Below are 22,501 nucleotides of genomic sequence, written 5' to 3'. Positions count from 1 at the left end.
CTGAAGGAGTACGCATGGCTGTCTACAACTACGACGTAGTGGTGCTGGGTTCCGGCCCCGCAGGAGAAGGGGCGGCAATGAATGCTGCCAAAGCAGGACGCAAGGTGGCGATGGTCGATAGCCGTCGCCAGGTCGGCGGCAACTGCACCCACCTGGGCACCATCCCGTCCAAGGCCCTGCGTCACTCGGTGCGCCAGATCATGCAGTTCAACACCAACCCGATGTTCCGGGCCATTGGTGAGCCGCGCTGGTTCTCGTTCCCTGACGTGCTTAAAAGCGCTGAGAAAGTCATCGCCAAGCAGGTTGCTTCGCGCACCGGCTACTACGCCCGCAACCGTGTCGATGTGTTCTTCGGTACCGGCAGCTTCGCCGATGAGCAAACCATCGAAGTGGTCTGCGCCAACGGTGTGGTCGAGAAACTGGTGGCCAAGCACATCATCATCGCCACCGGTTCGCGTCCGTACCGTCCGGCCGATATCGATTTCCATCACCCGCGGATCTACGATAGCGACACCATCCTCAGCCTCGGTCACACCCCGCGCAAACTGATCGTTTACGGCGCTGGCGTCATTGGTTGCGAGTACGCCTCGATCTTCAGCGGCCTGGGTGTGCTGGTGGAACTGGTAGATAACCGTGGTCAGCTGCTGAGCTTCCTCGACTCGGAAATTTCCCAGGCGCTGAGCTACCACTTCAGCAACAACAACATCACCGTTCGCCACAATGAAGACTACGAGCGCGTTGAAGGCCTGGACAACGGTGTGATCCTGCACCTGAAGTCGGGCAAGAAGATCAAGGCCGATGCCTTGCTCTGGTGCAACGGCCGTACCGGCAACACTGACAAGCTGGGTCTGGAAAACATCGGTATCAAGGTCAACAGCCGTGGCCAGATCGAAGTCGATGAGAACTACCGTACCCACGTGCCAAACATCTATGGTGCGGGTGACGTGATCGGCTGGCCAAGCCTGGCCAGTGCTGCGCACGACCAGGGTCGCTCGGCCGCTGGCAGCATCGTCGACAATGGCAGCTGGCGCTTCGTCAACGACGTGCCGACCGGCATCTACACCATCCCGGAGATTAGCTCGATCGGCAAGAACGAGCAGGAACTGACCCAGGCCAAGGTGCCTTACGAGGTCGGCAAGGCCTTCTTCAAAGGCATGGCGCGGGCGCAGATCGCCGGTGAGCCGCAAGGCATGCTGAAGATCCTGTTCCATCGTGAGACCCTGGAAATCCTCGGCGTACACTGCTTCGGTTATCAGGCGTCGGAGATTGTCCATATCGGTCAGGCGATCATGGATCAGCCGGGTGAGCGCAATACCCTGAAGTATTTCGTCAACACCACCTTCAACTACCCGACCATGGCCGAAGCCTATCGGGTAGCGGCCTACGACGGCCTCAACCGGCTTTTTTGAGCGGCTCCGGCCGGTGGCCTGAGCCGGCCGGGGAGACCGATTTCAGCGATTCTCGAGGGTGGCGCTGGCCAAACCGGGAAAGTCTGTAATCAGGCTGTCTACGCCGAAGTCGGCGAGCCTGCGCATCAGCGCCGGCTCGTTGACTGTCCACACCGACACGTGCAAACCCTGGCCCTGAGCCTTGATCAGGCGCTCAGGGGTGCACAGTGTCCAGTTCAACGCCAGCAAGTTGCAGCCATAGTTCTGGGCGACCTTCAACGGGTCGAGCCAAGCGTATTCGGCGACCAGTCCGCGAGAAATATCCGGCGTCAGCTCAAGGGCTGCACCCAGTACTTCCCGTGAGCTGGAGGTGATGGTGATTTTGTCGAGCAGGCCGAACTGCTGGGCCATTTCGCGAATGGCCAGCACCGTGGTCACGGCACGGGTGCGCGAGGCGCTCTTGACCTCCAGTTGCCAGTGCTCGAAATCGCACTTCTCAAACAACTCTTCAAGTCGAGGAATCGGGCAGGGTGATACCCAGCCCGGGCCACCCTTGCGCGCATCGTAGGTCGCCAGATCCGCGGCTGTGTGTTCGGCGATTTTGCCGCGTCGACCGGTGGTGCGTTTGAGTGTCGGGTCGTGGATCACCATCAGCTCGTTGTCAGCTGACAGGTGCAGGTCCAGCTCGCAACGACGTACGCCGTGCTTGAGACATTGCTGGAAGCTGGTCAGGGTGTTTTCGGGGGCTTCGCCCTTGGCGCCGCGGTGGCCGTAAATCTGGGTCACGTTTGTTCCTTCAAGAAAGGGTGAGACTCAAGAAGCGCTCGGGGCGTTCTGTTCCAGCGCCTGGCGCCTTAGTTGCGCCTGTCGTTGGAGGATATAGCGGGCCAGCAGCTGGCGCTGGGCGTCAGTCATCTCGACGAACTCGGTACCGATTTCATACAGGTCATCAGGCTGCTGATCACAGTGGGTGACTCTGGCGCGCAGCAGCAAACCCAAGGCTTGCGGCATCAATACCATCTTCACTGCGACTCGGCTGCCAGCAGCGAGCGGTTGGGCCTGGTTGAACTCGATACCGCCCTCCGACAGCACCACCGCTTGTGGTGCGCTCAGGTGTCCGAGCAGGGTTTGTGCAACCACAGCGCTGAGCAGGTCGATACGTTTGTTCTGCGCCTTGAGGAAAGCGGCCAGGGTGCGATCCTTGTCGCTGAGCTGGCGCAGCAGGTGCTGGGACTCGAATTCGCTCAGGTGCAGCTCACTGAGCAGATTGAAGAGTGGTGAATCATCTTGCAATAAGTCTGGGCCGAGGGCTTCAGTAGCACTCAGCGGGCTAATTTCCAGTGCGATCCTATCGTCGATACGGTAGTATTCGCGGCGATCTTCTTCATCTAATGTCGACATGGCGAACCCATGGTAGCGGCGGTGGTCTGAGTGTAAAGCTGCTATTCAAGCCCCGCCACAAGGACGTTCCTCTTTCATCCGAACAAGCCCCGACATGTTCAGACCTCTCTTCGTATTCATCGGTACGCGTTACACCCGTGCCAAGCGTCGCAACCACTTCGTCTCGTTCATTTCCCTGACCTCGATGATCGGCCTCGCCCTGGGCGTGGTGGTGATGATCGTGGTGTTGTCGGTGATGAACGGTTTCGATCACGAGATGCGCACCCGGGTATTGGGCATGGTGCCCCATGCCACTCTGGAAACCGGACAGCCGCTCAACGACTGGCCCGCCCTTGCCAAGCAAGTAAAGCAGAACCCGCAGGTTGTGGCGGTGGCACCCTTTACCCAGATGCAGGGCTTGCTGACTCATGACGGCAAGGTGCAGAAGGTGCTGCTCAACGGCATCGATCCGGCTCAGGAGCGGCAGGTTTCGATCATCGACAACTTCATCCGTGAAGGTAAGCTCGACGCCCTGGCGCCGGGTGAGTTCGGCATCATGATCGGCGACAAGGCGGCGACCAAGCTGGGTGTCGGCATCGGCGACAAGCTGACCTTTGTTGCCCCGGAGGTCACTGTAACCCCCGCTGGCATGTTCCCGCGCATGAAGCGCTTTACCGTGGTCGGTATCTTCCATGTAGGCGCCGGTGAAATCGACGGCTACCTGGGTCTTACCAACCTCTCGGACCTGTCGCGTCTGCACCGCTGGAAAGCCGATCAGGTCCAGGGCCTGCGCCTGAAGTTCGACGACCTGTTCCAGGCGCCGCGCACCGCCTGGGATATCGCCCAGAACCTGGGTGACCGCGAGTTCTACGCCCGCGACTGGACCCGCAGCCATGGCAACCTGTACCAGGCGATCCGCATGGAGAAGGCCATGATCGGCCTGCTGTTGCTGCTGATTGTGGCGGTGGCGGCGTTCAACATCATTTCCACCCTGGTGATGGTGGTCAACGACAAGAAGGGCGATATCGCCATCTTGCGTACCCTGGGTTCGACCCCGGGGCAGATCATGGCCATCTTCATGGTCCAGGGTACGGTGATCGGCGTGGTCGGCACCTTGATCGGTGGTGTGCTCGGCATCGCCGCCGCACTGAATGTCAGCGCGGCTATCGCCGGGCTCGAGCGCCTGATCGGACACAAGTTCCTCAATGCCGACGTCTACTTCATCGACTACCTGCCGTCCCAGGTCATGGCCGAAGACGTGTGGATGGTCTGCGGTGCGGCATTGGTCCTGAGTTTCCTCGCCACCCTGTATCCGGCCTGGCGTGCGGCACGCACCCAGCCTGCGGAGGCGCTACGTTATGAGTGAGTTGGGCATGAGTAATAAAGCAGTGCTGAGTTGCCGCAACCTGGGCAAGTCCTACGAGGAAGGCCCGGAGAAGGTCCAGGTGTTGTCCGGTCTGCAGCTGGAGCTGCACCCCGGTGAGCGGGTGGCCATTGTCGGCAGTTCGGGTTCGGGCAAAAGTACCTTGCTCAACCTGCTGGGCGGTCTCGACACCCCGACCGAGGGTAGCGTCTGGCTGGCCGGTGAAGAGCTGTCGGCCCTCGGCGAGCGGGCCCGTGGTCTGCTGCGTAACCGCGCACTGGGCTTCGTCTACCAGTTCCATCACCTGCTACCGGAGTTCACCGCGCTGGAGAACGTGTGCATGCCGTTGCTGATTGGCCGCACCGCCATCCCCGAAGCGCGCGAACGCGCCGAGGCGCTGCTCAAGCGCGTTGGCCTGGGCCACCGCCTGAGTCACAAACCGGCCGAGCTGTCCGGCGGTGAGCGCCAGCGGGTGGCTATCGCCCGCGCCCTGGTCAACCGTCCGGGGCTGGTGATGCTCGATGAGCCGACCGGCAACCTCGACCACCACACCGCCCAAGGCATCCAGGACCTGATGCAAGAGCTGAGCAGCTCGTCGCAGACAGCCTTCCTGGTGGTCACCCATGACCTCAACCTGGCGCGGCAGATGGACCGTGTGCTGCGCCTGGACGACGGCCACCTAGTAGCGATCTGACCTGGCCGTGCAGCGTGCCCGCAAACTTAGGCGGGCACCGTGTTTCTTTTCTTTACCTGGGTGCTTCCGTTCATGTTCAGACCCTTGTCTATTTTCATCGGCGCGCGCTACACCCGCGCCAAGCGCCGCAACCATTTCATCTCGTTCATTTCCATGACCTCGATGATCGGCCTGTCCCTGGGTGTGCTGGCGATGATCGTGGTGTTGTCGGTGATGAACGGTTTCCAGCGCGAAATGAGTGCGCGGATCCTCGGCATGGTGCCGCATGCCAGTATTCTCGGTGTGCAGCCATTGGCTGACTGGCGCCCGGTGGCCGATGCTGCGCTGAAAGACCCGCAAGTACTCGCTGCCGCGCCTTTGACCGAGATGGAAGGCATGCTCTCCTACAAGGGCGCGATGCAGCCGATCCAGGTCAGCGGCATCGACCCGGCCCAGGAGGGCAAGGTCTCGATCGTGGCCCAGCACATTGTTCAGGGCAGCTTGCAGGCGCTGGAGCCGGGAGAGTATGGGGTCGTGATCGGCGAGATCAGCGCCCGGCGTTTTCGTTTGAATGTCGGCGACAAGCTGACCTTGATCGTGCCGGAAGTGAGCAGTGCTCCAGGTGGAATCACGCCGCGCATGCAACGCCTGAATGTGGTCGGGGTGTTCAAGGTGGGTGCCGAGCTGGATGGCTCCATGGCCTACATCCATATGGCCGATGCCGCACAAATGCAGCGCTGGCAGCCGGGTCAGGTGCAGGGCGTGCGCCTCAAGCTCAAGGACCTGTACGCGGCGCCGCAGGTGTCCAAGGCCATCGCCGCAGGCCTGGGCGAGCAGTACCGTGCCGATGACTGGTCGCATACCCAGGGCAGCCTGTTCAGTGCCATGAATATGGAAAAGACCATGATCGGCCTGTTGCTGCTGATGATCATCGCGGTGGCGGCGTTCAACATCATTGCCACGCTGATCATGGTGGTCAATGACAAGGGCGCGGACATCGCCATCCTGCGTACCATCGGTGCGACTCCGGCGCAGATCATGGGCACGTTCATGGTTCAGGGTACCTTGATCGGCATTGTCGGTACCTTGATCGGTGGCGTGCTCGGGGTGATTGCCGCGCTCAATGTCAGTCAGATTGTCGGTTGGCTGGAGCGGGTCAGCGGGCAACACATCTTTACCTCTGATGTGTACTTCATCAGCAGCCTGCCCTCGGAGTTGCAATGGGGTGATGTGGCGTTGATCTGTAGTGCGGGCCTGGTGATGAGTTTTCTGGCGACCTTGTACCCGGCGTATCGGGCTTCGCAGGTTGAGCCGGCTTACGCTTTGCGTTACGAGTGATGGTCATCGCGGGGCAAGCCCACCCACAGAAATCTCGGTGGGAGTGGGCTTGCCCCGCGAACAGTTCTAAACCGCTGGCAAGTCAATCACAAACCGCGTCCAGCCCGCCGCCGACTCGGCACGAATACTCCCGCCATGGGCCTGCACAATCGAACGGGTAATCGCCAAGCCCAACCCCGCATGCTCGCTACTGCCTTCGCGACGCGCCGGATCGGCCCGATAAAAACGGTCGAATAGTCGCGGTAACAATGTCGGGTCTATGGGCTCGCCAGTATTGGCTACCTGCAAGCGCACCTGGTTATTCCCCACCTCGATACTCAAGCGAATCTCGCCCTGTGCCGGGGTAAAGCGCAAGGCGTTGTCCAGCAGGTTGGACAGGGCCCGGCGCAGCATGTGCCGGTCACCGTCCAGGCTGGCCTGCCCTTCGCGGTGCAACGTAATACCGCTTTCTTCGGCCAGTGGGGCGTAGTACTCCAGCAAGGCATCCGCTTCATCAGACAGGGCAAGCCGCTGGCGGCTGGGCATCAACAGGCCGTGGTCGGCCTTGGCCAGATAGAGCATGTCGTTGACCAGTTGCGCCATCCACTGCAGCTCTTCAAGGTTGCTGTGCAAAGCTTCGCGGTATTCGTCCAGGTCGCGTGGGCGGGTGAGGGTGACCTGGGTGTGCGTCAGCAAATTCGACAGTGGCGTGCGCAGTTCGTGGGCGATATCGGCAGAGAAGGCCGACAAACGCTGGAAGGCATCATCCAGACGCTCCAGCATGGCGTTGACGGTCTGTGCCAGTTCGGCCAGTTCAACCGGCATCTGGTTTTCAGGCAGGCGCGTGGTCAACGAGCGCGCCGATACCTGTGAGGCGACTTCGCCCATGCGTCGCAATGGCTGCAGGCCGCTGCGCGCAGACCAGGCGCCGAGCAGGGCGGTGGCCAGGGCGGAGAGGCCGACGGTCAGCCAGATCAGTTGCTGCATGCGCTGCAGGAAGTGCTGGTGATGAGTGATATCGAGGAACAGTGTCAGTTGAGCCGACCGTGGATCACCGTGTTCCAGATTGACGCACAGGCTGCGATAGTCGCTACTGGTGCTATGCACGGTGCTGATCCCGGGCACCTGAGGCGATTCGGGCAGGTTGCTCTGGCTGTCGAACCACACCCGGCCATCGCTGCCCCGTACGCGTACGGCGAGGTCAGCCTGATGGCTCAATTCGGTTTGCAGGGCGGGCAGGCGCGTAGCCAGGCTGGCCGGGTCGTGAACGCCGTCGAGCATTTGGCGCAACACTGACAGCCGACTCTCGAGCAGTTGCTGGTCCAGTTCGATGAAATGACGTTCACTGGCGCGGCTGAACAGTATGCCAGCAGTCAAGGATACCGCCGCGGTGCAGGCGGCAAACAGCAGTGCCAGGCGGCCACCCAGGGATAATCGGCGCATCAGGCAAGCCGCTCTTCAAGCACATAGCCCATGCCGCGCACGGTATGGATCAGCTTGTGCTCATGGTTGTCATCGATTTTCAGGCGCAGGCGACGGATCGCCACTTCGATGACGTTGGTGTCGCTGTCGAAATTCATGTCCCAGACCTGAGACGCAATCAGCGACTTGGGCAGCACCTCGCCTTGACGGCGCAGCAGCAGTTCGAGCAGGGCAAATTCCTTGGCGGTCAGGTCGATGCGCTGGCCGTTGCGCTCGACCCGGCGGCGGATCAGGTCCAGACGCAGGTCGGCAAGGCCCAGGCTGGTTTCCTGGGTCGGGCTGCTGCCGCGACGCAGCAGGCTGCGCACCCGTGCCAGCAACTCGGAGAAGGCAAACGGCTTGACCAGGTAATCATCGGCGCCCAGTTCCAGGCCATGCACGCGGTCTTCCACGGCATCGCGGGCGGTGAGAAACAGCACCGGCACCTCACTGCCTGCAGCGCGTACGGCCTGGAGGATCTGCCAGCCATCGCGGCCAGGCAGCATCACATCGAGGATCAGCAGGTCGTAGTCGCCGGTCAGTGCCAGGTGCTGGCCGGTATTGCCGTCGGCGGCCAGCTCCGTGGCAAAGCCTGCTTCACTGAGGCCTTGGCTCAAGTACTGGCCGGTCTTGGTCTGGTCTTCGACGATCAACAGTTTCATCGGGTGGCTCTTGAAGAGGGGTTGCCGGGTGGTTATACCGTGCCGGGCAGTGTGTGGGGCCAAGCTGACAAAGTTGTAATGTTTTTGTCAGGTAGCTGCCAGCGCCGGTTTTCTACAGTGAAGCCTGATTCGTCGCAACCTTGGAGTTGGCCTGATATGAAACACCTTTTTTTCGCTGGCGCTCTGGCGCTGTTCAGTCTGCCTGCACTGGCTTCTCCTGCGAATTCATTTGCCTTTGGTGTGCCTGTAGCGGCTGCCGAGGCTGATCGTACCGTGGAGATCGTCATGGGCGACATGTACTACGCGCCACGCAGCTTGCAGGTCAAGGCTGGAGAAACCGTACGCTTCGTGCTGATCAACAAGGGCGCGGTTGCACATGAGTTCAGTCTTGGTGACGCGGTCATGCATGCCAGGCATCAGAAAGAAATGATCGCCATGCAGGGTCAGATGGATCACGCGGCCATGGGCCACGGCAGCATGCAGCACGGCGCAATGATGAAGCATGACGATTCCAATACGGTGATGGTTGCCCCCGGCAAGCGTGGTGAGTTGACCTGGACCTTCACACAGAACACCCCCATCGAGTTCGCCTGCAACGTGCCGGGCCATTATCAGGCAGGCATGGTGGGTGAGCTGACCATCGGCCAGTAACAGCCGATTCCCCTTTGCATGGCACAAACCGATAAACTAGGCACATTTCGTCCTTCAGGTTTGAGTCATGCATCCCGCCGCCGAACATTCCCCGCTGGGCAAGTCCAGCGAATACATTGCCACTTACACGCCATCGCTGCTGTTCCCGATTCCCCGCGCGGCCAAATGGGCCGAGCTGGGCGTCAGTGCCGAAACGCTGCCGTGGCAAGGTGTGGATTTCTGGAACTGCTTCGAACTGTCCTGGCTGTTGCCGTCGGGCAAACCGGTGGTGGCGATTGGCGAGTTCGCGATTCCCGCCGACTCGCCGAACATCATCGAGTCCAAGTCGTTCAAGTTGTACCTGAACTCCCTGAACCAGACCCTGTTCGAAACGCCGGCAGCGTTGCAGGCGTGCCTGGCAAAAGATCTCTCGATCGCGGCCGGCAAGCCGGTGGTCGTGCAGATTCGTAGCCTGGCTGAAGTCGAAGGGCAGGGCGTGGTTGCCTTGCCGGGCGTGTGCATTGACGACCTGGACGTCAGCATCAGCAACTATGAACAGCCACAGCCGGAGTTGCTGCGTTGTGACAGCAGCCGCATTGTCGAAGAAACCCTGCACAGCCACCTGCTCAAATCCAACTGCCCGGTCACTGGCCAGCCGGATTGGGGCAGCGTTACCGTGCATTACCGCGGGGCGGCGCTGGATCACGCAAGCCTGCTGACCTACCTGATCAGCTTCCGCCAGCATGCTGATTTCCATGAACAGTGCGTGGAGCGCATTTATCTGGACCTCAAGCGCTTGCTCAACCCTGAGTTCCTGACGGTCTATGCTCGTTATGTGCGGCGTGGCGGGCTGGATATCAACCCGTACCGTAGTACCGAAACCGTGACCCTGCCAAACCTGCGCCTGGTTCGGCAGTAACGAAAAAGCCCCGTTCGATGACGGGGCTTTCTTATCGGATTGGGCTCAGATACCCATGCTGTGCAAGCTTACCGCCAAGCGGCGCAAGATGCCGGTCAGGCTGGGGTGGTTGACCTCAAAGGTTTCCACAGCCAGATTGACGCTATCGACCAGATCGTTGTCCGGGCTGGCGGCTTCCAGCTCAAGCTTGGCCTCGATTTGCCGCATCAGCTCATGCAGCTGTTCGCGCTCTTCTTCGGAAAGCGGCGGATTTTGCTCCAGTTGCTCACGCAGCTCGTTGAGTTGCGCTTGCAGTTCGCGGGCAGGCATGGGTGATCTCCCTCTATGAATAGGCACAGTCATGGACCCCGGTAGCGGGTGAAAGGTCCATACCTTGCCTTCTAGAGTAATCCACTGGGCGATGCTTTGCATGACCCGGATCAACGGCCCTGTGTCAGGGTTTTTCACCCTTGAGGCGGCGCTGGGCTATGTCGGCCAGGCAATCGCCCAGCGCTTCAAGATGATCGATTACCGAATGCACGCCCAGGGCGAACAGTTGCAGGGTCGCCTTGGCGCGTTTGCGCTCCTGTTCCTGTGGGCTGAGCGCTTGCCATTGCTGACTGTCGAGCCCGCAAAGCGAGCTGCAGGTGGCAAGGCCGATGGTCCACAGGCCGGCATTGAGCCCCGACTGCAGCAGGCGGGGCTCACCACTGACCAGTACGCAGCCTTCAAGGGTGTGGGTCTTGAGCGTCATTAACGCCTGCCAGCAGGCGTCCGGCGCAGGCCATGGCGCCGGCGTCTGATGTTGCGCCTTGATCCAGGCGGGTAATGGCCTGCCAAAGTGTTCGGCGTCGGCGGTGCTCAGCTCGTCAATCCAGGCGCAGGGCACCTGTTGCTGATTCAGCCAGTCGAGTGTCCGCAGGGCGCCTGGGGTGGGTTGCGGTTTCGGGGTGACGCCGGTTTCGACGAGGCAGCCGCGCAGGCCAAACAGCAGAGCGGTGAAGGCGGGGGCGTCTGGCATGGCAACATCCCTGAAATAACCTGCAGACTACGCTCGCTGTGTTACACCTCGGTTACGACGCCACTACACAGCCTTTCACAAAAACGTGAGCTCTTTTATGTCAGGCTGTTTATCAGTGGAAGACCCTTTATACTTGTTTCCTTTTTTGAGCGTAGGACACGTAGTGTCTTACGCAGTGACTGTCGAGGAGTAACACTATGCGTAGGATCGGTACAGGCGTGATCAATCGGATGACCCGGGCCTGTGTCTGTGCCAGCCTGCTGTTGGCGCCAATGGGCGCAGCCCAGGCGGCGACCGAGGAAGATCCGTGGGAGAGCATCAACCGGCCGATCTTTACCTTCAACGACACTGTTGACACCTACGCGCTCAAGCCGTTGGCCAAGGGATACCAGGCGATCACCCCGCAGTTCCTGGAAGATGGCATCCACAATATGTTCCTCAACCTGGGCGACGTGACCAACCTGGCCAACAACATCCTGCAGTTCAAGCCGCATGCCGCCGGTGTCGACACGGCACGGTTGATCGTCAACACCACCTTCGGGCTGGGCGGTTTCTTCGATGTCGGCACTAAAATGGGCCTGCAGCGTAACGATGAAGACTTCGGTCAGACCCTCGGTTACTGGGGGGTAGGCAGTGGTCCTTACGTGATGCTGCCATTGCTCGGTCCAAGCACGGTGCGTGACGCTATCGGCAAGTATCCGGACACTTACACCGAACCCTACCGCTACATTGATCACGTGCCGACCCGCAACAGCGCGCGTTCTGTGGATGTCGTCGATACCCGTGCCAATTTGCTGTCGGCGGAAAAGCTGATCCGCGGCGACAAATACGTATTCATTCGCAATGCTTACCTGCAGAGCCGCGAGTTCAAGGTCAAGGATGGCGAAGTCAAAGACGATTTCTAATCCGTACGCCAACGAACAGGGCGGCCTTAGGGTCGCCTTTTTCATGGCTGCGGTTCAGCGCATGCTGACAATCTCATCCTTCCATTAGGTTGCAGCTAAAGACGTTTTTATAACTCCCAGTGATTTACCCTGCAAAGAGCAGCCGCGAGCATCGGCGTACCCTTGAAACCCCCAGCGGATGGGAGTACCGTCTGCGCCTTACAGGGCACCTCTGCAAGTTGCCGGACAGCCTGTCTTGTCCTACAACTCATATAAGAGTGGCTAGAAGCGAATCCAGTATGTGTGCTCATGCCTTGTCGAGCCGCCTACACCAACCTAATTCTGGCGCCGTTTGCCCACATGCAGAAAACCAGTGCCACGCTGCTGATAATCGATGACGACGACGTCGTACGTGCCAGTCTTGCCGCCTACCTTGAAGACAGTGGTTTCAGTGTCCTGCAAGCGAGTAATGGCCAGCAGGGCCTGCAGGTCTTCGAACAGGAACAGCCTGATCTAGTGATCTGCGATCTGCGCATGCCGCAAATGGGCGGTCTGGAGTTGATTCGCCAGGTTACCGAGCGCGCGCCCGAGTTGCCGGTGATCGTGGTCTCCGGTGCCGGGGTCATGAACGATGCAGTAGAGGCGTTGCGCCTGGGCGCTGCCGACTACCTGATCAAGCCCCTGGAAGACCTTGCGGTGCTGGAGCATTCGGTGCGTCGTGCACTGGATCGCGCTCGCCTGGTGCTCGAGAATCAGCGTTACCGGGAAAAGCTCGAAACCGCCAACCGCGAACTGGAAGCCAGCCTGCACCTGTTGCAGGAAGATCAGACAGCCGGGCGCCAGGTGCAGATGAATATGCTGCCGGAAAGTCCCTGGGTGGCCGACGGGCTGTCGTTCGAGCACCAGATCATTCCATCGCTGTACCTGTCGGGTGATTTTGCCGACTATTTCCGGGTTGACGAGCGACGTATCGCCTTCTACCTGGCGGACGTTTCCGGTCACGGCGCCTCTTCGGCGTTCGTTACCGTGTTGCTGAAGTTCATGACTACCCGGCTGCTGTTCGAATTCAAGCGCAACTCCAGGTTGCGCGATTTCAAACCCTCGGAAGTGCTCGGCCACATCAACCGCGGCCTGATCAACTGCAAGCTGGGCAAGCATGTGACCATGGTCGGCGGGGTGATTGATGAAGACACCGGGCTGATGACCTACAGCATTGGTGGCCACTTACCGTTGCCGGTGCTGTATACCCCGGGCCAGAGTCGCTATCTGGAGGGCCGCGGATTGCCGGTCGGACTGTTTGAGGAGGCGACCTACCAGGATCATGTCCTGGAGTTGCCACCGCAGTTCAGCCTGACCCTGCTCTCTGATGGCATTCTGGACCTTTTGCCTGGGGGAACACTCAAAGATAAAGAAGCGGCCTTGCCTGAAATCGTCAAGGCTGCGGGTGGTAGCCTGGATGGGCTGCGCCAACGATTCGGATTGGCTACGCTTGGGGAGATGCCGGATGATATCGCCCTATTGGTGTTGAGCAGGAACCTTCAATGAGTACGGGAAGAATCCAGTTCGCCGAACAGAGCGGCACCTTCGTTCTGAAGTTTGTCGGCGAAGTGCGCCTGACCTTGTGTTCGGCGCTGGATGCGACTATTGAAAAGATCTTCACGGCGCTGAATTTCTCGGCGATCGTCATTGATCTGACTGAAACCGAAAGCATCGACAGTACCACCTTGGGTTTGCTGGCCAAGCTCTCGATCCTGTCGCGCCAGAAGGTCGGGTTGTTGCCGACAGTGGTGACCACCAATCCGGACATCTCGCGGTTGTTGCAGTCGATGGGCTTCGATCAGGTGTTCAACATCGTTGATCGGCCGATTCCATGCCCCGAGTGCCTGACCGATCTGCCCTCGCAGGATCAGAATGAAGACGTAGTGCGCTCCAAGGTGCTGGAAGCGCACAAGATCCTCATGGGCCTGAACGATTCCAATCGCGAAGCCTTCCACGACCTGGTCAACGCCCTCGAACGTACCTGATCCGGCTCTCAGGCGCCTTGCGGCGCCTGCGCTTACTGACTAATCCGTTGTCCTGGGTGGGAACTCGGTCGGTGCCGCACCGTTGGCATTGAGTTGGTAAATCCGCTGAGGTTGCCCCTGCTCATTGAAAAACACCTGGCCCAGGCCTGCACTGTTCCACAGTCGCTCGCCGGCCTTGCTGTTGCTGGGCGTGCGAGGGATTACCTCCATCTGGCGGCGCTTGGTAAACCAGTTGAGCGGTGAGCGGGGTGAGTAAAGCCAACGGTTAAGGCGGTCGAAGGTGTCCAACAGGCGCCGCGGGAACTCGTTCTTGATACCGCTGCTGGTGATCTGCCATAGGTGCGGACTGCGCTGGCGATGACGGATCAGTACTTCGTAGACGAAGGAATAGTGCACGTCACCTGAGAGAATCACGTAATGCCCTGGTGTGCGCGAGTGTCGGAAGATATTTAAAATCACCTGTGCCGCACCACGATGGGCCATCCAGTTTTCAGCATCGACCAGCAGGGGGTAGCCCAGCCAGCTGAACACCCGCTGCACGGTCTCAATCAGCTTGACGCCGAATATCGGTGCAGGCGACACGATGATCACCGAGGGGTGATCGAGCAGGGCCTGCTGTAGTTCGCTCAGGGCTTCCCAGTCGAGCAGGCCAGAAGGCTTGTTGAAGTTGCTTTCGCTGCGCCAGCGACGCGTGCGGGTGTCGAGCACCAGCAGCGGTGGATTGCTCGGCAGTACGAACTGCCAGCCTTGAAAGCGCAGCACTTCATCGATCAGCGCGTCCTGCAAAGAGGCGTCCAGACGCTGGTCGTACAGGGCGCTGTGGCTCAGCGTCTGGCATTTGTGCACAAGCTCGCGGCAGGCATCGGGATCATTGCCCCAGCCCTGGCATAGCAGGTAAGCAAGCAAGGCATTGCCGATGATGCGCCTGGAAAAGGGGTGGCCGTAGGCGGTTTCTTCCCATTGCGCAGACAGGTTCCAGTCGTCGGTGATGTCGTGATCGTCGAAGATCATCAGGCTTGGCACATGGGCCAGCACACGGGCGACACCGCCCAGGCCGCTGATAAAACCGCGGATCAGCTGTTGTTCCTGCCGGTAGCGGTCCTGGCGCTGAGCGGTAAGTCCAGATGGCATTTGCGGGTCGATCAGCGACCAGGGTACTGGCGACCAGACCAGTAGGTACATGGCCATTACCTCGGCAAAGGTCACCAGGTGATTGTCGGCATTGCTGCTGGTGAAAATCGGCTTGCGCGCGCCGCCGAAGAAGCGCTCACGCAGGGTTACGTTGCTTTCCAGCGCCGGTAGTAAATCTGCGCGGTGGTAATAACTGGCCGGGTGCTGATAGAGCGCGGTGCTGTTATCGACCACCGCACCCCGCAGCGCCTCGTCAAACAATCCCAGGCGTTCGATCAGCGCATGTATCGCGCGCAGCATCGGCCCGGCGACATCATCGGCGTAGATCTGATCGCCGCTCATCATCAGCAGCGCCGGGCGCGATTTGGGGTCGGTGCCTTCCATCAGCAGGCGATCAGCGCAGAGCAGGCCATCGGCGGCCGGGTGGTGAGGCTTGCGGCAGGAGCCGTGAAGCAGCTGTTCAAGGCGTGAATGCAGGACAAAGCTGGGTTGCCGGGCGCCGTCGTAGAGCAGGTGTGGGGCCCATTGGGCGATACCTTGAGCGCCGTTACTGGTTTGCAGGATCAGGTCATAGTCGATCTGCACATCGCAGGGCAGCGGGTTGTCGAGGTGGATGTCGATCAGGTGCACGAACGCCTGACGGCCGATGGCGATGACCTGGCAATCGAGGTTGGGCGTGATGCCCGGACAGCTCAGCGATAAGGTCGGTTGCAGCGCTTGCGAGCCGACCAGCCAGAACACCATTCGCGTAGGTTCCAGGCGGCGTAGCAAGGGGCCGGCCAATACTGCGGGCAATACGGAAGGTTCAGGCATCAACATCTCGGATAACACGATCGAAAGCATCGCGGGTCAAGCCCGCTCCTACAGACAGGGTAGGAGCGGGCTTGACCCGCGATGAGGTCTCAAGGCTGCAAAAAAGGATGGATACTCAGCATCCCTTGCCTCAGTGGCAAATGCGGTTTTGTATCAAGCTTTTGCCGCGAGCAATGCCTCCAGCTTCTCCTGATCCCGGGCAAATTGACGAATGCCCTCGGCCAGTTTCTCAGTGGCCATGGCATCTTCGTTGGAAGCCCAGCGGAACTGTGCCTCGCTCAAGTGCTGACGGGTTTCACCTTGGTTGCCCGGTTTGAGGATGCGTGGCAGCTCGCCCTGATCTTCGCTCAGTTGCTGCAGCAGCTCGGGGCTGATGGTCAGCCGGTCACAGCCGGCCAGTTGCTCGATCTGGCCGATATTGCGGAAACTTGCCCCCATGACCACGGTCTTGTAGTCATTGGTCTTGTAGTAATCGTAAATGCGCGTAACCGATTGCACGCCCGGATCTTCAGCGCCGACGTATTCCTTGCCGGTGGATTTCTTGTACCAGTCGTAGATACGACCCACGAACGGTGAAATCAGGAACACCCCGGCGTCGGCACAGGCCTGGGCCTGGGCAAAAGAGAACAGCAGGGTCAGGTTGGTCTGGATGCCTTCCTTCTCAAGCACTTCGGCGGCGCGGATGCCTTCCCAGGTCGAGGCGAGTTTGATCAGCACACGATCACGACCGATACCGGCCTTATCGTACAGATTGATCAACTGCCTGGCCTTGGCCAGCAGCGCGGGTTGGTCGAAGGACAAACGCGCATCGACCTCGGTGGAGATGCGCCCTGGAATCACTTTGAGAATGCCGGCGCCAACCGCCACGGCAAAGGTGTCACAGGCAAGACCGACGTCACCCTTGCTGTGCTCGACTGACTGCTTGAGCAAGTCGGCATAACCGGGCATGGCCGCGGCCTTGAGCAGCAGCGACGGGTTGGTGGTGGCATCGACCGGTTTCAGGCGGCTGATGGCATCGATATCACCAGTGTCGGCAACCACAGTGGTGAACTGCTTGAGTTGTTCCAGCTTGGAAGTCATGGGCGTGCTCTGTCCTGTGCAATGGATCGACATTACCCGAGCGCTGCCAGCCGCTCAAGGGCTGGCTGGCAGGCGGGGCGAAGATAAGCCTTCGAGTGTCCAAGTGTGCACAGGTTCCGGAGCTAGCGGCCCTGCAACAGCTCGCCGGCCTGATCGAGCAGCGCCAGTGGATCCTTGCTCTTGTGGATGTCCACCGAGAGCAACTGGCGGAACTTGCGCGCCCCCGGGAAGCCTTGGCCGAGACCGAGGATGTGGCGGGTGACATGGTGCATGGCGCCGCCGGCAGCCAGGTGTGCGGCGATGTAGGGGCGCAGCTTGGCCAGGGCTTCACTGCGGCTGATCACGGGTGCCTGACTGCCGAACAACTGCTGGTCGACCTCGGCCAGTACATAGGGGTTGTGGTACGCCTCGCGTCCGAGCATCACCCCGTCGAACGTCTGCAGGTGCTCCTGGCACTCGGCCAGGGTTTTGATGCCACCGTTGAGGATGATCTCCAGCTCTGGGAAATCCGCCTTCAACTGTGCTGCCACGTCGTAGCGCAGTGGTGGAATCTCGCGGTTTTCCTTCGGCGACAAACCTTCAAGGATCGCAATGCGTGCGTGCACGGTAAAGCTGCGGCAGCCGGCATCACGCACCTGACCGACGAAATCGCACAGCTCGGCATAGCTGTCGCGGCCATTGATACCGATACGGTGCTTGACCGTCACCGGGATCTGCACCGCATCCTGCATCGCTTTGACGCAATCGCCGACCAGCGCCGGATGGCCCATCAGGCAGGCGCCGATCATGTTGTTCTGCACCCGGTCGCTCGGGCAGCCAACGTTGAGGTTGACCTCATCGTAGCCAGCGTCTTGTGCCAGTTTGGCGCACGCAGCGAGATCCGCCGGCACGCTGCCGCCCAGTTGCAGAGCCAGCGGATGCTCGGCTTGGTCATGACGCAGGAAGCGCTCAGCGTCGCCGTGCAGGAGGGCGCCGGTGGTGACCATTTCGGTGTAGAGCAGGGCGTTGCTGGAAAGCAGGCGCAGGAAGAAGCGGCAATGGCGGTCGGTCCAATCCATCATCGGCGCAACAGAAAACCGCCTAGCTACCGGATTCATTGGGTTTACCAGGTTTTCTGCTTGGTTCGTCTGCATCTACACGCTTCTCATTTGCTAATGTTTACCGCTGGTTTTGCTTTTCTCGAAGGCGGCGCATGCCGCACACATTCGCATCGTGCAAAAGGGCGTAATAGTTTATCAGGAAAGCCAGACGTTCGACCGCAAGACAATGGCTCAGGCGGTTATCTACCTTGGGGCGATCCGTTCTGGTGCCCGCTCCTGCGACAGAGCCAAGGGGGCAATCATGAGCGTCCACCATGCCTTGATCCCTGGTGGCGAGCAGCGGTCCCAAGCAAGCCGGTATCGTTTGAGGTCGCCTTCATCTAGACTGAAGGTTCTACACAGAGATCATCGATGCAACTAATGATAAGATAAGCGGTATTACACCCGCACCTTCGGCTATTAGTCGAGGCTTGTGAGCTTGAGCGCGACATTCGCAAATATAAGCTGAAAATTACTAATGCAGCACGGATTGAATTTAGGGTTTTTTTATGTCTGCTCAACGTCACGATGTTTCTGACACACCGTTGGTGACAGTAATCATCGCTTCTTACAATCACGCGCGCTATATAGAAAAAAGCGTCAATAGTGTCATCAACCAAACCTATCCCAATATCGAGTTGCTCGTCATTGATGATGGTTCGACGGATGAAAGCCCGGCGATCCTGAAGCGGCTCCAGGAAACGCATGGTTTCGATTTGCGCTTTCAGGCCAACAAGGGCTTGGCCTGTACGCTGAATGATGCGATTGAGCGTGCAAGGGGCGAGTTGATTGTCCCGTTCGGATCCGACGACATCATGGTTCCCCATCGAATCGCCACGCAAGTGGAGTACATGCAGGGCAAACCTGAAGTGGGTATTTGTTCGGCCAATATCGAAACCATTGACCAGGATGGTCGGGTGATGGGCCCGCGCGAGCAGCGTAAGCGAAATCTGCCTTTTCGCCGCCTGGATTTTGACGACCTGTTTCTCGATCGCAAGCCCGGGCCCATGGCCGCGACGTTGATGCTGCGCCGTGAAGCCCTGGATAAGGTCGGCGGCTTCAATGCGAACATTCGCTTGGAGGACGTCTATATCGAGTTGGCGATTGCTCGTGCCGGTTACTTCATCGACGTGCTTGGCGAGGTGCTGGCGCAATACCGTGATCACCCCACCAACACCTTCAAGAACGGCCGGTTCATGGTGGATAACGTACTGAAAACCTACGAGGTGTTCCGTGATCACCCGCAGTACGAAAAGGTGTGCATGAATTTCCGCAACTCCATGGTGCTCAAGTACGCCAACCGTGACAAGGCGTTGACGCGGGAAATCCTGGCGGAAATCCCGGTCAAGTACTGGAACAAGAAAACCTTGCGCGGTATCTGGAGGCTGATCAGCTCTTGACTGCCCGGCTACGCGTCCAGTGGATCAGCGATTGGCCATAGACCATGGCCAGCGGTATCCAGATCAGAAACCAGTGCTCTTTGGGGCGTGACATGAAGGCACTGCCTTCGGTCAGCCCCGAAGCAAAGCCGAAGATAAGCCAGGTCGCCGCGAGGGTGACAGCGGGTTGCTTGCGGTGGACCCAGCTGAAGTACATCGCCAGGCCATACAGCGTCATCCACAACGCCAACCCCAAGATACCGCCCGAGTACAACACGCCCAGTTCGATGTTGTGCGGGTCGGCGAGGGTTTTGCTCAAGTCTGGAAGTATCACCGTCATGGGTGAGTCGAAGCCATGGCCCAACCATGGATGCTCGCTGATCTGGCGCAGCGACTCCATCCAGATGGCGGGGCGGTAGGATACGCCGCGCTGGGTGATGGCTTCGGGGTGAATCAGTGCAACGACCATTATGCCAAGAGCAACCACCCCTATGGCAATCAAGCTACGGCGTCGGTCGCCGACGATCATCAGCCACCCCATGGCTGCCGCCAGCCCCACCAATGGCGTCCGTGATCCGGTTGCGAGGATCGCTGCGCCCAGTAGCGCCAGGCAGATAATCGGCAGTGGGCTCAACACGTTGCGTGCCTGGAACCATGATCCCAGCCAGAATGCGGCGAATGCACCGAATACATGGGCGGTGAGCAAGGGGTTGTAGAGCGCGCCGTAACCGCTTAAACGGTTGCCTGCGTAGGGCAGCTTGGAGTACATGAAGTAGATCAGCGCCAGACCTGCCACCAATGCGACGAAGATGGCCGCCAGACGCGTGCACTGCTCCAGTTGCGCAGGGTTGCGCAGAGCGATGATCCCCGCAGAAAGCAGTAGCATCGCGATGTACAACGGTCGTTTGAGCAAACTGCCTGTTGAGTTTTCCGTGTCGGACCAGGCAATGCTCAGGAGGGTGTAGGCACTGAAGGCCAGGAAGGCAATAAACAGCGGGTTACTGGTCAGGGGTTTGAGTAATCGCGGTTGCAGGATCAAAGCCAGGAGGGTGGGGAAGGCCAGGAAAATGTAATAGAGCTTGTGGTACATCGCTCGTTCCCCGGCCCAGAACATCCCTGTGAGGATGATCAGCCAGCCTAACGGCAAGAGGTAGCTATTGATCATGTTCCCCAGGCGTTGGGCCTTGGTCTCTATCGGTACATCAATTGACATCTCGCGTGTTCATCCTAATCAATGTCATGTTTATTTGACCTGTGCGGTATTAATTCTGAAACGCTTGGGCCCCTTAAGCGATCGCCTCCTGCTGACTAAGGGCGGCACAGTAGCCCGTGGCCACGGATCAAACGGCTGGAAAATCGGGGGACAAGGGCTGGCAGGAAAATAGCATCAATCCAGCATTGGCGCCACGCTGGAGTGGCGCCAGGCCCAGAGCGTTGGCCGTGCTGTGCTGACAGAGCGGGGATCAGGTGCTAGCCAAGTAAATGACGATCAATCAGCTTCGCTACTTCTGCGGCATGACTGAACCCCAGGTCATGGCCCGCGCCTTCTAGAACATGCAGGCTTGCACACGGTAGTAGCCGTGCAAGGTGCTCCCCCACCCTGACCGGGCTGATCGGATCATTGTCCCCCCACAGCAGCAACACCGGCATCTGCAGCTCGGCCAAGCGCTCGCTGAGGTCGCTGTGATCGTCGATGAACCAGCGCGGCACACTCGGGAACTCGTCTGCGAACGCCGGGCGCCAATCCTGTGCACCGAGGGCTGGCATGTTGACCCCGCCGGAGGTGACGCTAAGCACCAGGTGGGTTATCCGCTCAGGTCTTTGCAGCGCGGTAAGCACCGCGACGATACCGCCCATCGATTGCGCGATCAGTGCAGTCGGTTGGTCGATATCGGGGAGCAGGCGGGTTACCAGGTCGTCCATGCTGTTCACGCCTGAATCCGCTGGTGTGGGACCGAAACCGGGCCAGCCGATGTGCAACTGTGCTGCAGGGTAGGCAAGAGATTGGGCTGCCGGGCGCCAGAAATCGGTGTTGCCTGAGGCGCCGGGAAGGAAGATCAGTCTGGAGGGTAGGGCAGTCACCAGGACCTCTGTACATATGCGGTTTCAAGGACGGCAGGATGCCGAATGGCGCTCAAGTATGCGTTGGTTACCGGTAAAGGTTAAGACCTGGCGCCCTTGCCAGGGTGGCGTGGAAAGCGGCCTCGATCTGTGCCTTATTGCCCTGGATTTCTGACGGTTCTTCAAGGCCCCAGTGGCTTTCCGCTAGGATAGACCGTTTCGAATGCCAGGCCGCCGTGCGCATCCAGGATAGGAGAATCAAGGCTGATGTGGGGATATGTTGCGCTCTATGTGCTATTTGCAGGGGGCGTCTATTGTGTGGATCGCTTCACTCATCGTTCACTGTTTGTCCGGACCCAGAATCGACATTTGCGCTGGAAGTTGAATTTCAGCGTGAGGGGTTGGGACATCGATGACTATCTGGCGGCAGTCATCTTGGTCTGTGTGGCCATCCTGCAAGCCATGATGATGCTTGATTGGTGGGGCAGCTCGGTCGACAAAAACCTGGCGAGGGGGTTGTTTGCGCTCTTGAGCTTGAGCTCCATTGTTCTCGTCGTTCGATTGCTTCGATTGGTTGAGCGCTACGCACGACACAAGGGCTGGTTAACCGTGTTGGCCGCATTGCTGACGGTGGGGGCGGGGCTGATAGCCAGTGCAGAAGCCGACGCTTTTATCCTTGGGCAGACCCGTGTCGATCCAGGACAATTTCCTGTCGCGCAGAAAACACTGACATTCATCTACCTGGTTTACCTCTGGTATCTGTCCACGAGTTTGCTGATGGCCTTGGTGATGTTCGTCGGCGCCCTGATTTATGGGATGACCGCACCCGGGTTCAAGCAACAAGTGAGGCGTAATCGGGCGACAGCCATCTGCCGGGGTCTCTACATTCCAAGCTTGACCTGGCACAAGCGTCAGTGGCTGCAGGCATCCTGCGTCATCGGTGTGATCTACACGGCTGTGATTCTGCTGGCATTTTCAGAGGTGGTTAATGCCAGGCTTCGCACAGTGCTTCACGAGGCATTGGTGTATGCCTCCTTCCATCTGCGCCCTGAAGATTGCGCCATGACCGGGCTGCCACCTGGCACGCGACTGGCTTTGTTGGCAAAAGGCGCGGTAGTGGTCGCTCGACCGGTGGAGGGCGGTTATCGCTTTGATGAACAGGTATGCTCACTGCAGTCAGCCACTCAGATCGAGACGACGCGAGATCAGCGAATCAGAAACGCCAGGGCTCAGGATGCATATTTTTGAATACGCGGT

Annotated in this window: 22 protein-coding genes; 11 read left to right on the top strand and 11 right to left on the bottom strand. The window is 59.5% G+C overall.

Annotation, left to right across the window (positions count from 1 at the left end; translation table 11 throughout):
- The first annotated feature begins 14 nt into the window (after positions 1–14).
- Complete coding sequence (gene sthA, locus C6382_RS01880; RefSeq protein ID WP_107022844.1) at positions 15–1,409, top strand: Si-specific NAD(P)(+) transhydrogenase; 1,395 nt, start codon at positions 15–17, stop codon at positions 1,407–1,409.
- Between the two features lie 42 nt (positions 1,410–1,451).
- On the opposite strand, the gene C6382_RS01875 is transcribed toward sthA, so the two are convergent.
- Positions 1,452–2,174: a glycerophosphodiester phosphodiesterase family protein gene (locus C6382_RS01875; RefSeq protein WP_107022843.1), complete on the bottom strand. Its 723-nt coding sequence runs from the start codon at positions 2,172–2,174 to the stop codon at positions 1,452–1,454.
- Positions 2,175–2,201: 27 nt separating this feature from the next.
- The gene (locus C6382_RS01870; protein ID WP_107022842.1) at positions 2,202–2,789 is read right to left on the bottom strand and encodes a PilZ domain-containing protein; all 588 of its coding nucleotides are present in this window, start codon (positions 2,787–2,789) and stop codon (positions 2,202–2,204) included.
- A gap of 94 nt (positions 2,790–2,883) precedes the next feature.
- Between C6382_RS01870 and C6382_RS01865 the strand changes: the two genes are divergently transcribed.
- The 3 genes from C6382_RS01865 to C6382_RS01855 all read left to right on the top strand — a co-directional run bounded on the left by C6382_RS01865 (position 2,884) and on the right by C6382_RS01855 (position 6,142).
- A complete protein-coding gene (locus C6382_RS01865; protein WP_107022841.1) occupies positions 2,884–4,134 on the top strand; it encodes a lipoprotein-releasing ABC transporter permease subunit in 1,251 nt (416 codons plus the stop codon).
- Between the two features lie 7 nt (positions 4,135–4,141).
- Positions 4,142–4,825 carry a lipoprotein-releasing ABC transporter ATP-binding protein LolD gene (gene lolD / locus C6382_RS01860; protein ID WP_178082728.1) on the top strand — a complete coding sequence of 228 codons (684 nt, stop codon included), beginning with the start codon at positions 4,142–4,144 and terminating at the stop codon, positions 4,823–4,825.
- A 72-nt stretch (positions 4,826–4,897) separates the two neighbouring features.
- Positions 4,898–6,142: a lipoprotein-releasing ABC transporter permease subunit gene (locus C6382_RS01855; protein WP_107023016.1), complete on the top strand. Its 1,245-nt coding sequence runs from the start codon at positions 4,898–4,900 to the stop codon at positions 6,140–6,142.
- A gap of 66 nt (positions 6,143–6,208) precedes the next feature.
- Here the strand turns inward: C6382_RS01855 and C6382_RS01850 are convergent, their stop codons facing one another.
- Together C6382_RS01850 and C6382_RS01845 are read right to left on the bottom strand one after the other, a co-directional pair.
- Positions 6,209–7,567: a heavy metal sensor histidine kinase gene (locus tag C6382_RS01850; protein WP_107022839.1), complete on the bottom strand. Its 1,359-nt coding sequence runs from the start codon at positions 7,565–7,567 to the stop codon at positions 6,209–6,211.
- Positions 7,564–8,244: a heavy metal response regulator transcription factor gene (locus tag C6382_RS01845; RefSeq protein ID WP_107022838.1), complete on the bottom strand. Its 681-nt coding sequence runs from the start codon at positions 8,242–8,244 to the stop codon at positions 7,564–7,566. The genes C6382_RS01850 and C6382_RS01845 overlap by 4 nt, the downstream gene beginning before the upstream one ends.
- 156 nt (positions 8,245–8,400) lie before the next feature.
- On the opposite strand from C6382_RS01845, the gene C6382_RS01840 reads away from it, so the two are divergent.
- Both C6382_RS01840 and queF read left to right on the top strand, forming a co-directional pair.
- Entirely contained in the window at positions 8,401–8,895 is a 495-nt protein-coding gene (locus C6382_RS01840) for a plastocyanin/azurin family copper-binding protein (RefSeq protein WP_107022837.1), read from the top strand.
- Between the two features lie 67 nt (positions 8,896–8,962).
- Entirely contained in the window at positions 8,963–9,793 is an 831-nt protein-coding gene (queF, locus tag C6382_RS01835) for an NADPH-dependent 7-cyano-7-deazaguanine reductase QueF (RefSeq protein WP_107022836.1), read from the top strand.
- Between the two features lie 45 nt (positions 9,794–9,838).
- On the opposite strand, the gene C6382_RS01830 is transcribed toward queF, so the two are convergent.
- Together C6382_RS01830 and C6382_RS01825 are read right to left on the bottom strand one after the other, a co-directional pair.
- Positions 9,839–10,102, bottom strand: coding sequence for a DUF4404 family protein (locus C6382_RS01830; RefSeq protein ID WP_107022835.1), 264 nt, complete (start codon positions 10,100–10,102; stop codon positions 9,839–9,841).
- A 124-nt stretch (positions 10,103–10,226) separates the two neighbouring features.
- Positions 10,227–10,793 (bottom strand): phosphonoacetaldehyde phosphonohydrolase-related protein, encoded by a 567-nt coding sequence (locus tag C6382_RS01825; RefSeq protein ID WP_107022834.1) that lies wholly within the window; start codon positions 10,791–10,793, stop codon positions 10,227–10,229.
- A gap of 197 nt (positions 10,794–10,990) precedes the next feature.
- On the opposite strand from C6382_RS01825, the gene C6382_RS01820 reads away from it, so the two are divergent.
- The 3 genes from C6382_RS01820 (at position 10,991) to rssC (ending at position 13,701) form a co-directional block, all read left to right on the top strand.
- Positions 10,991–11,698: a VacJ family lipoprotein gene (locus C6382_RS01820; protein WP_107022833.1), complete on the top strand. Its 708-nt coding sequence runs from the start codon at positions 10,991–10,993 to the stop codon at positions 11,696–11,698.
- A 339-nt stretch (positions 11,699–12,037) separates the two neighbouring features.
- Complete coding sequence (gene rssB / locus C6382_RS01815; protein ID WP_107023015.1) at positions 12,038–13,222, top strand: two-component system response regulator RssB; 1,185 nt, start codon at positions 12,038–12,040, stop codon at positions 13,220–13,222.
- A complete protein-coding gene (gene rssC / locus C6382_RS01810; RefSeq protein ID WP_013971741.1) occupies positions 13,219–13,701 on the top strand; it encodes an anti-sigma factor antagonist RssC in 483 nt (160 codons plus the stop codon). The genes rssB and rssC overlap by 4 nt, the downstream gene beginning before the upstream one ends.
- A 39-nt stretch (positions 13,702–13,740) precedes the next feature.
- Here the strand turns inward: rssC and C6382_RS01805 are convergent, their stop codons facing one another.
- The 3 genes from C6382_RS01805 to dusA all read right to left on the bottom strand — a co-directional run bounded on the left by C6382_RS01805 (position 13,741) and on the right by dusA (position 17,822).
- Positions 13,741–15,645, bottom strand: coding sequence for an alkaline phosphatase D family protein (locus tag C6382_RS01805; protein ID WP_107023014.1), 1,905 nt, complete (start codon positions 15,643–15,645; stop codon positions 13,741–13,743).
- A 153-nt stretch (positions 15,646–15,798) separates the two neighbouring features.
- Positions 15,799–16,725 carry a transaldolase gene (gene tal / locus C6382_RS01800; protein ID WP_107022832.1) on the bottom strand — a complete coding sequence of 309 codons (927 nt, stop codon included), beginning with the start codon at positions 16,723–16,725 and terminating at the stop codon, positions 15,799–15,801.
- Between the two features lie 122 nt (positions 16,726–16,847).
- Positions 16,848–17,822, bottom strand: coding sequence for a tRNA dihydrouridine(20/20a) synthase DusA (gene dusA / locus C6382_RS01795; RefSeq protein WP_178082727.1), 975 nt, complete (start codon positions 17,820–17,822; stop codon positions 16,848–16,850).
- A 491-nt stretch (positions 17,823–18,313) separates the two neighbouring features.
- Here dusA and C6382_RS01785 point away from each other — a divergent pair, with 491 nt between their 5' ends.
- On the top strand, positions 18,314–19,204 hold the full coding sequence (locus C6382_RS01785) for a glycosyltransferase (protein WP_107022829.1): 891 nt from the start codon (positions 18,314–18,316) through the stop codon (positions 19,202–19,204).
- On the opposite strand, the gene C6382_RS01780 is transcribed toward C6382_RS01785, so the two are convergent.
- The gene (locus C6382_RS01780; RefSeq protein WP_107022828.1) at positions 19,194–20,396 is read right to left on the bottom strand and encodes an O-antigen ligase; all 1,203 of its coding nucleotides are present in this window, start codon (positions 20,394–20,396) and stop codon (positions 19,194–19,196) included. The genes C6382_RS01785 and C6382_RS01780 overlap by 11 nt on opposite strands.
- Before the next feature lie 257 nt (positions 20,397–20,653).
- Positions 20,654–21,265 (bottom strand): alpha/beta fold hydrolase, encoded by a 612-nt coding sequence (locus C6382_RS01775; protein WP_107022827.1) that lies wholly within the window; start codon positions 21,263–21,265, stop codon positions 20,654–20,656.
- 246 nt (positions 21,266–21,511) lie between these two features.
- Here C6382_RS01775 and C6382_RS01765 point away from each other — a divergent pair, with 246 nt between their 5' ends.
- Positions 21,512–22,492, top strand: coding sequence for a hypothetical protein (locus tag C6382_RS01765; RefSeq protein WP_107022826.1), 981 nt, complete (start codon positions 21,512–21,514; stop codon positions 22,490–22,492).
- The last annotated feature ends 9 nt before the right edge of the window (positions 22,493–22,501 follow it).

This window comes from Pseudomonas sp. BBP2017, from assembly GCF_003024385.1.
Classification (GTDB): domain Bacteria; phylum Pseudomonadota; class Gammaproteobacteria; order Pseudomonadales; family Pseudomonadaceae; genus Aquipseudomonas.
This window is presented reverse-complemented; position numbering and strand designations above follow the sequence as displayed.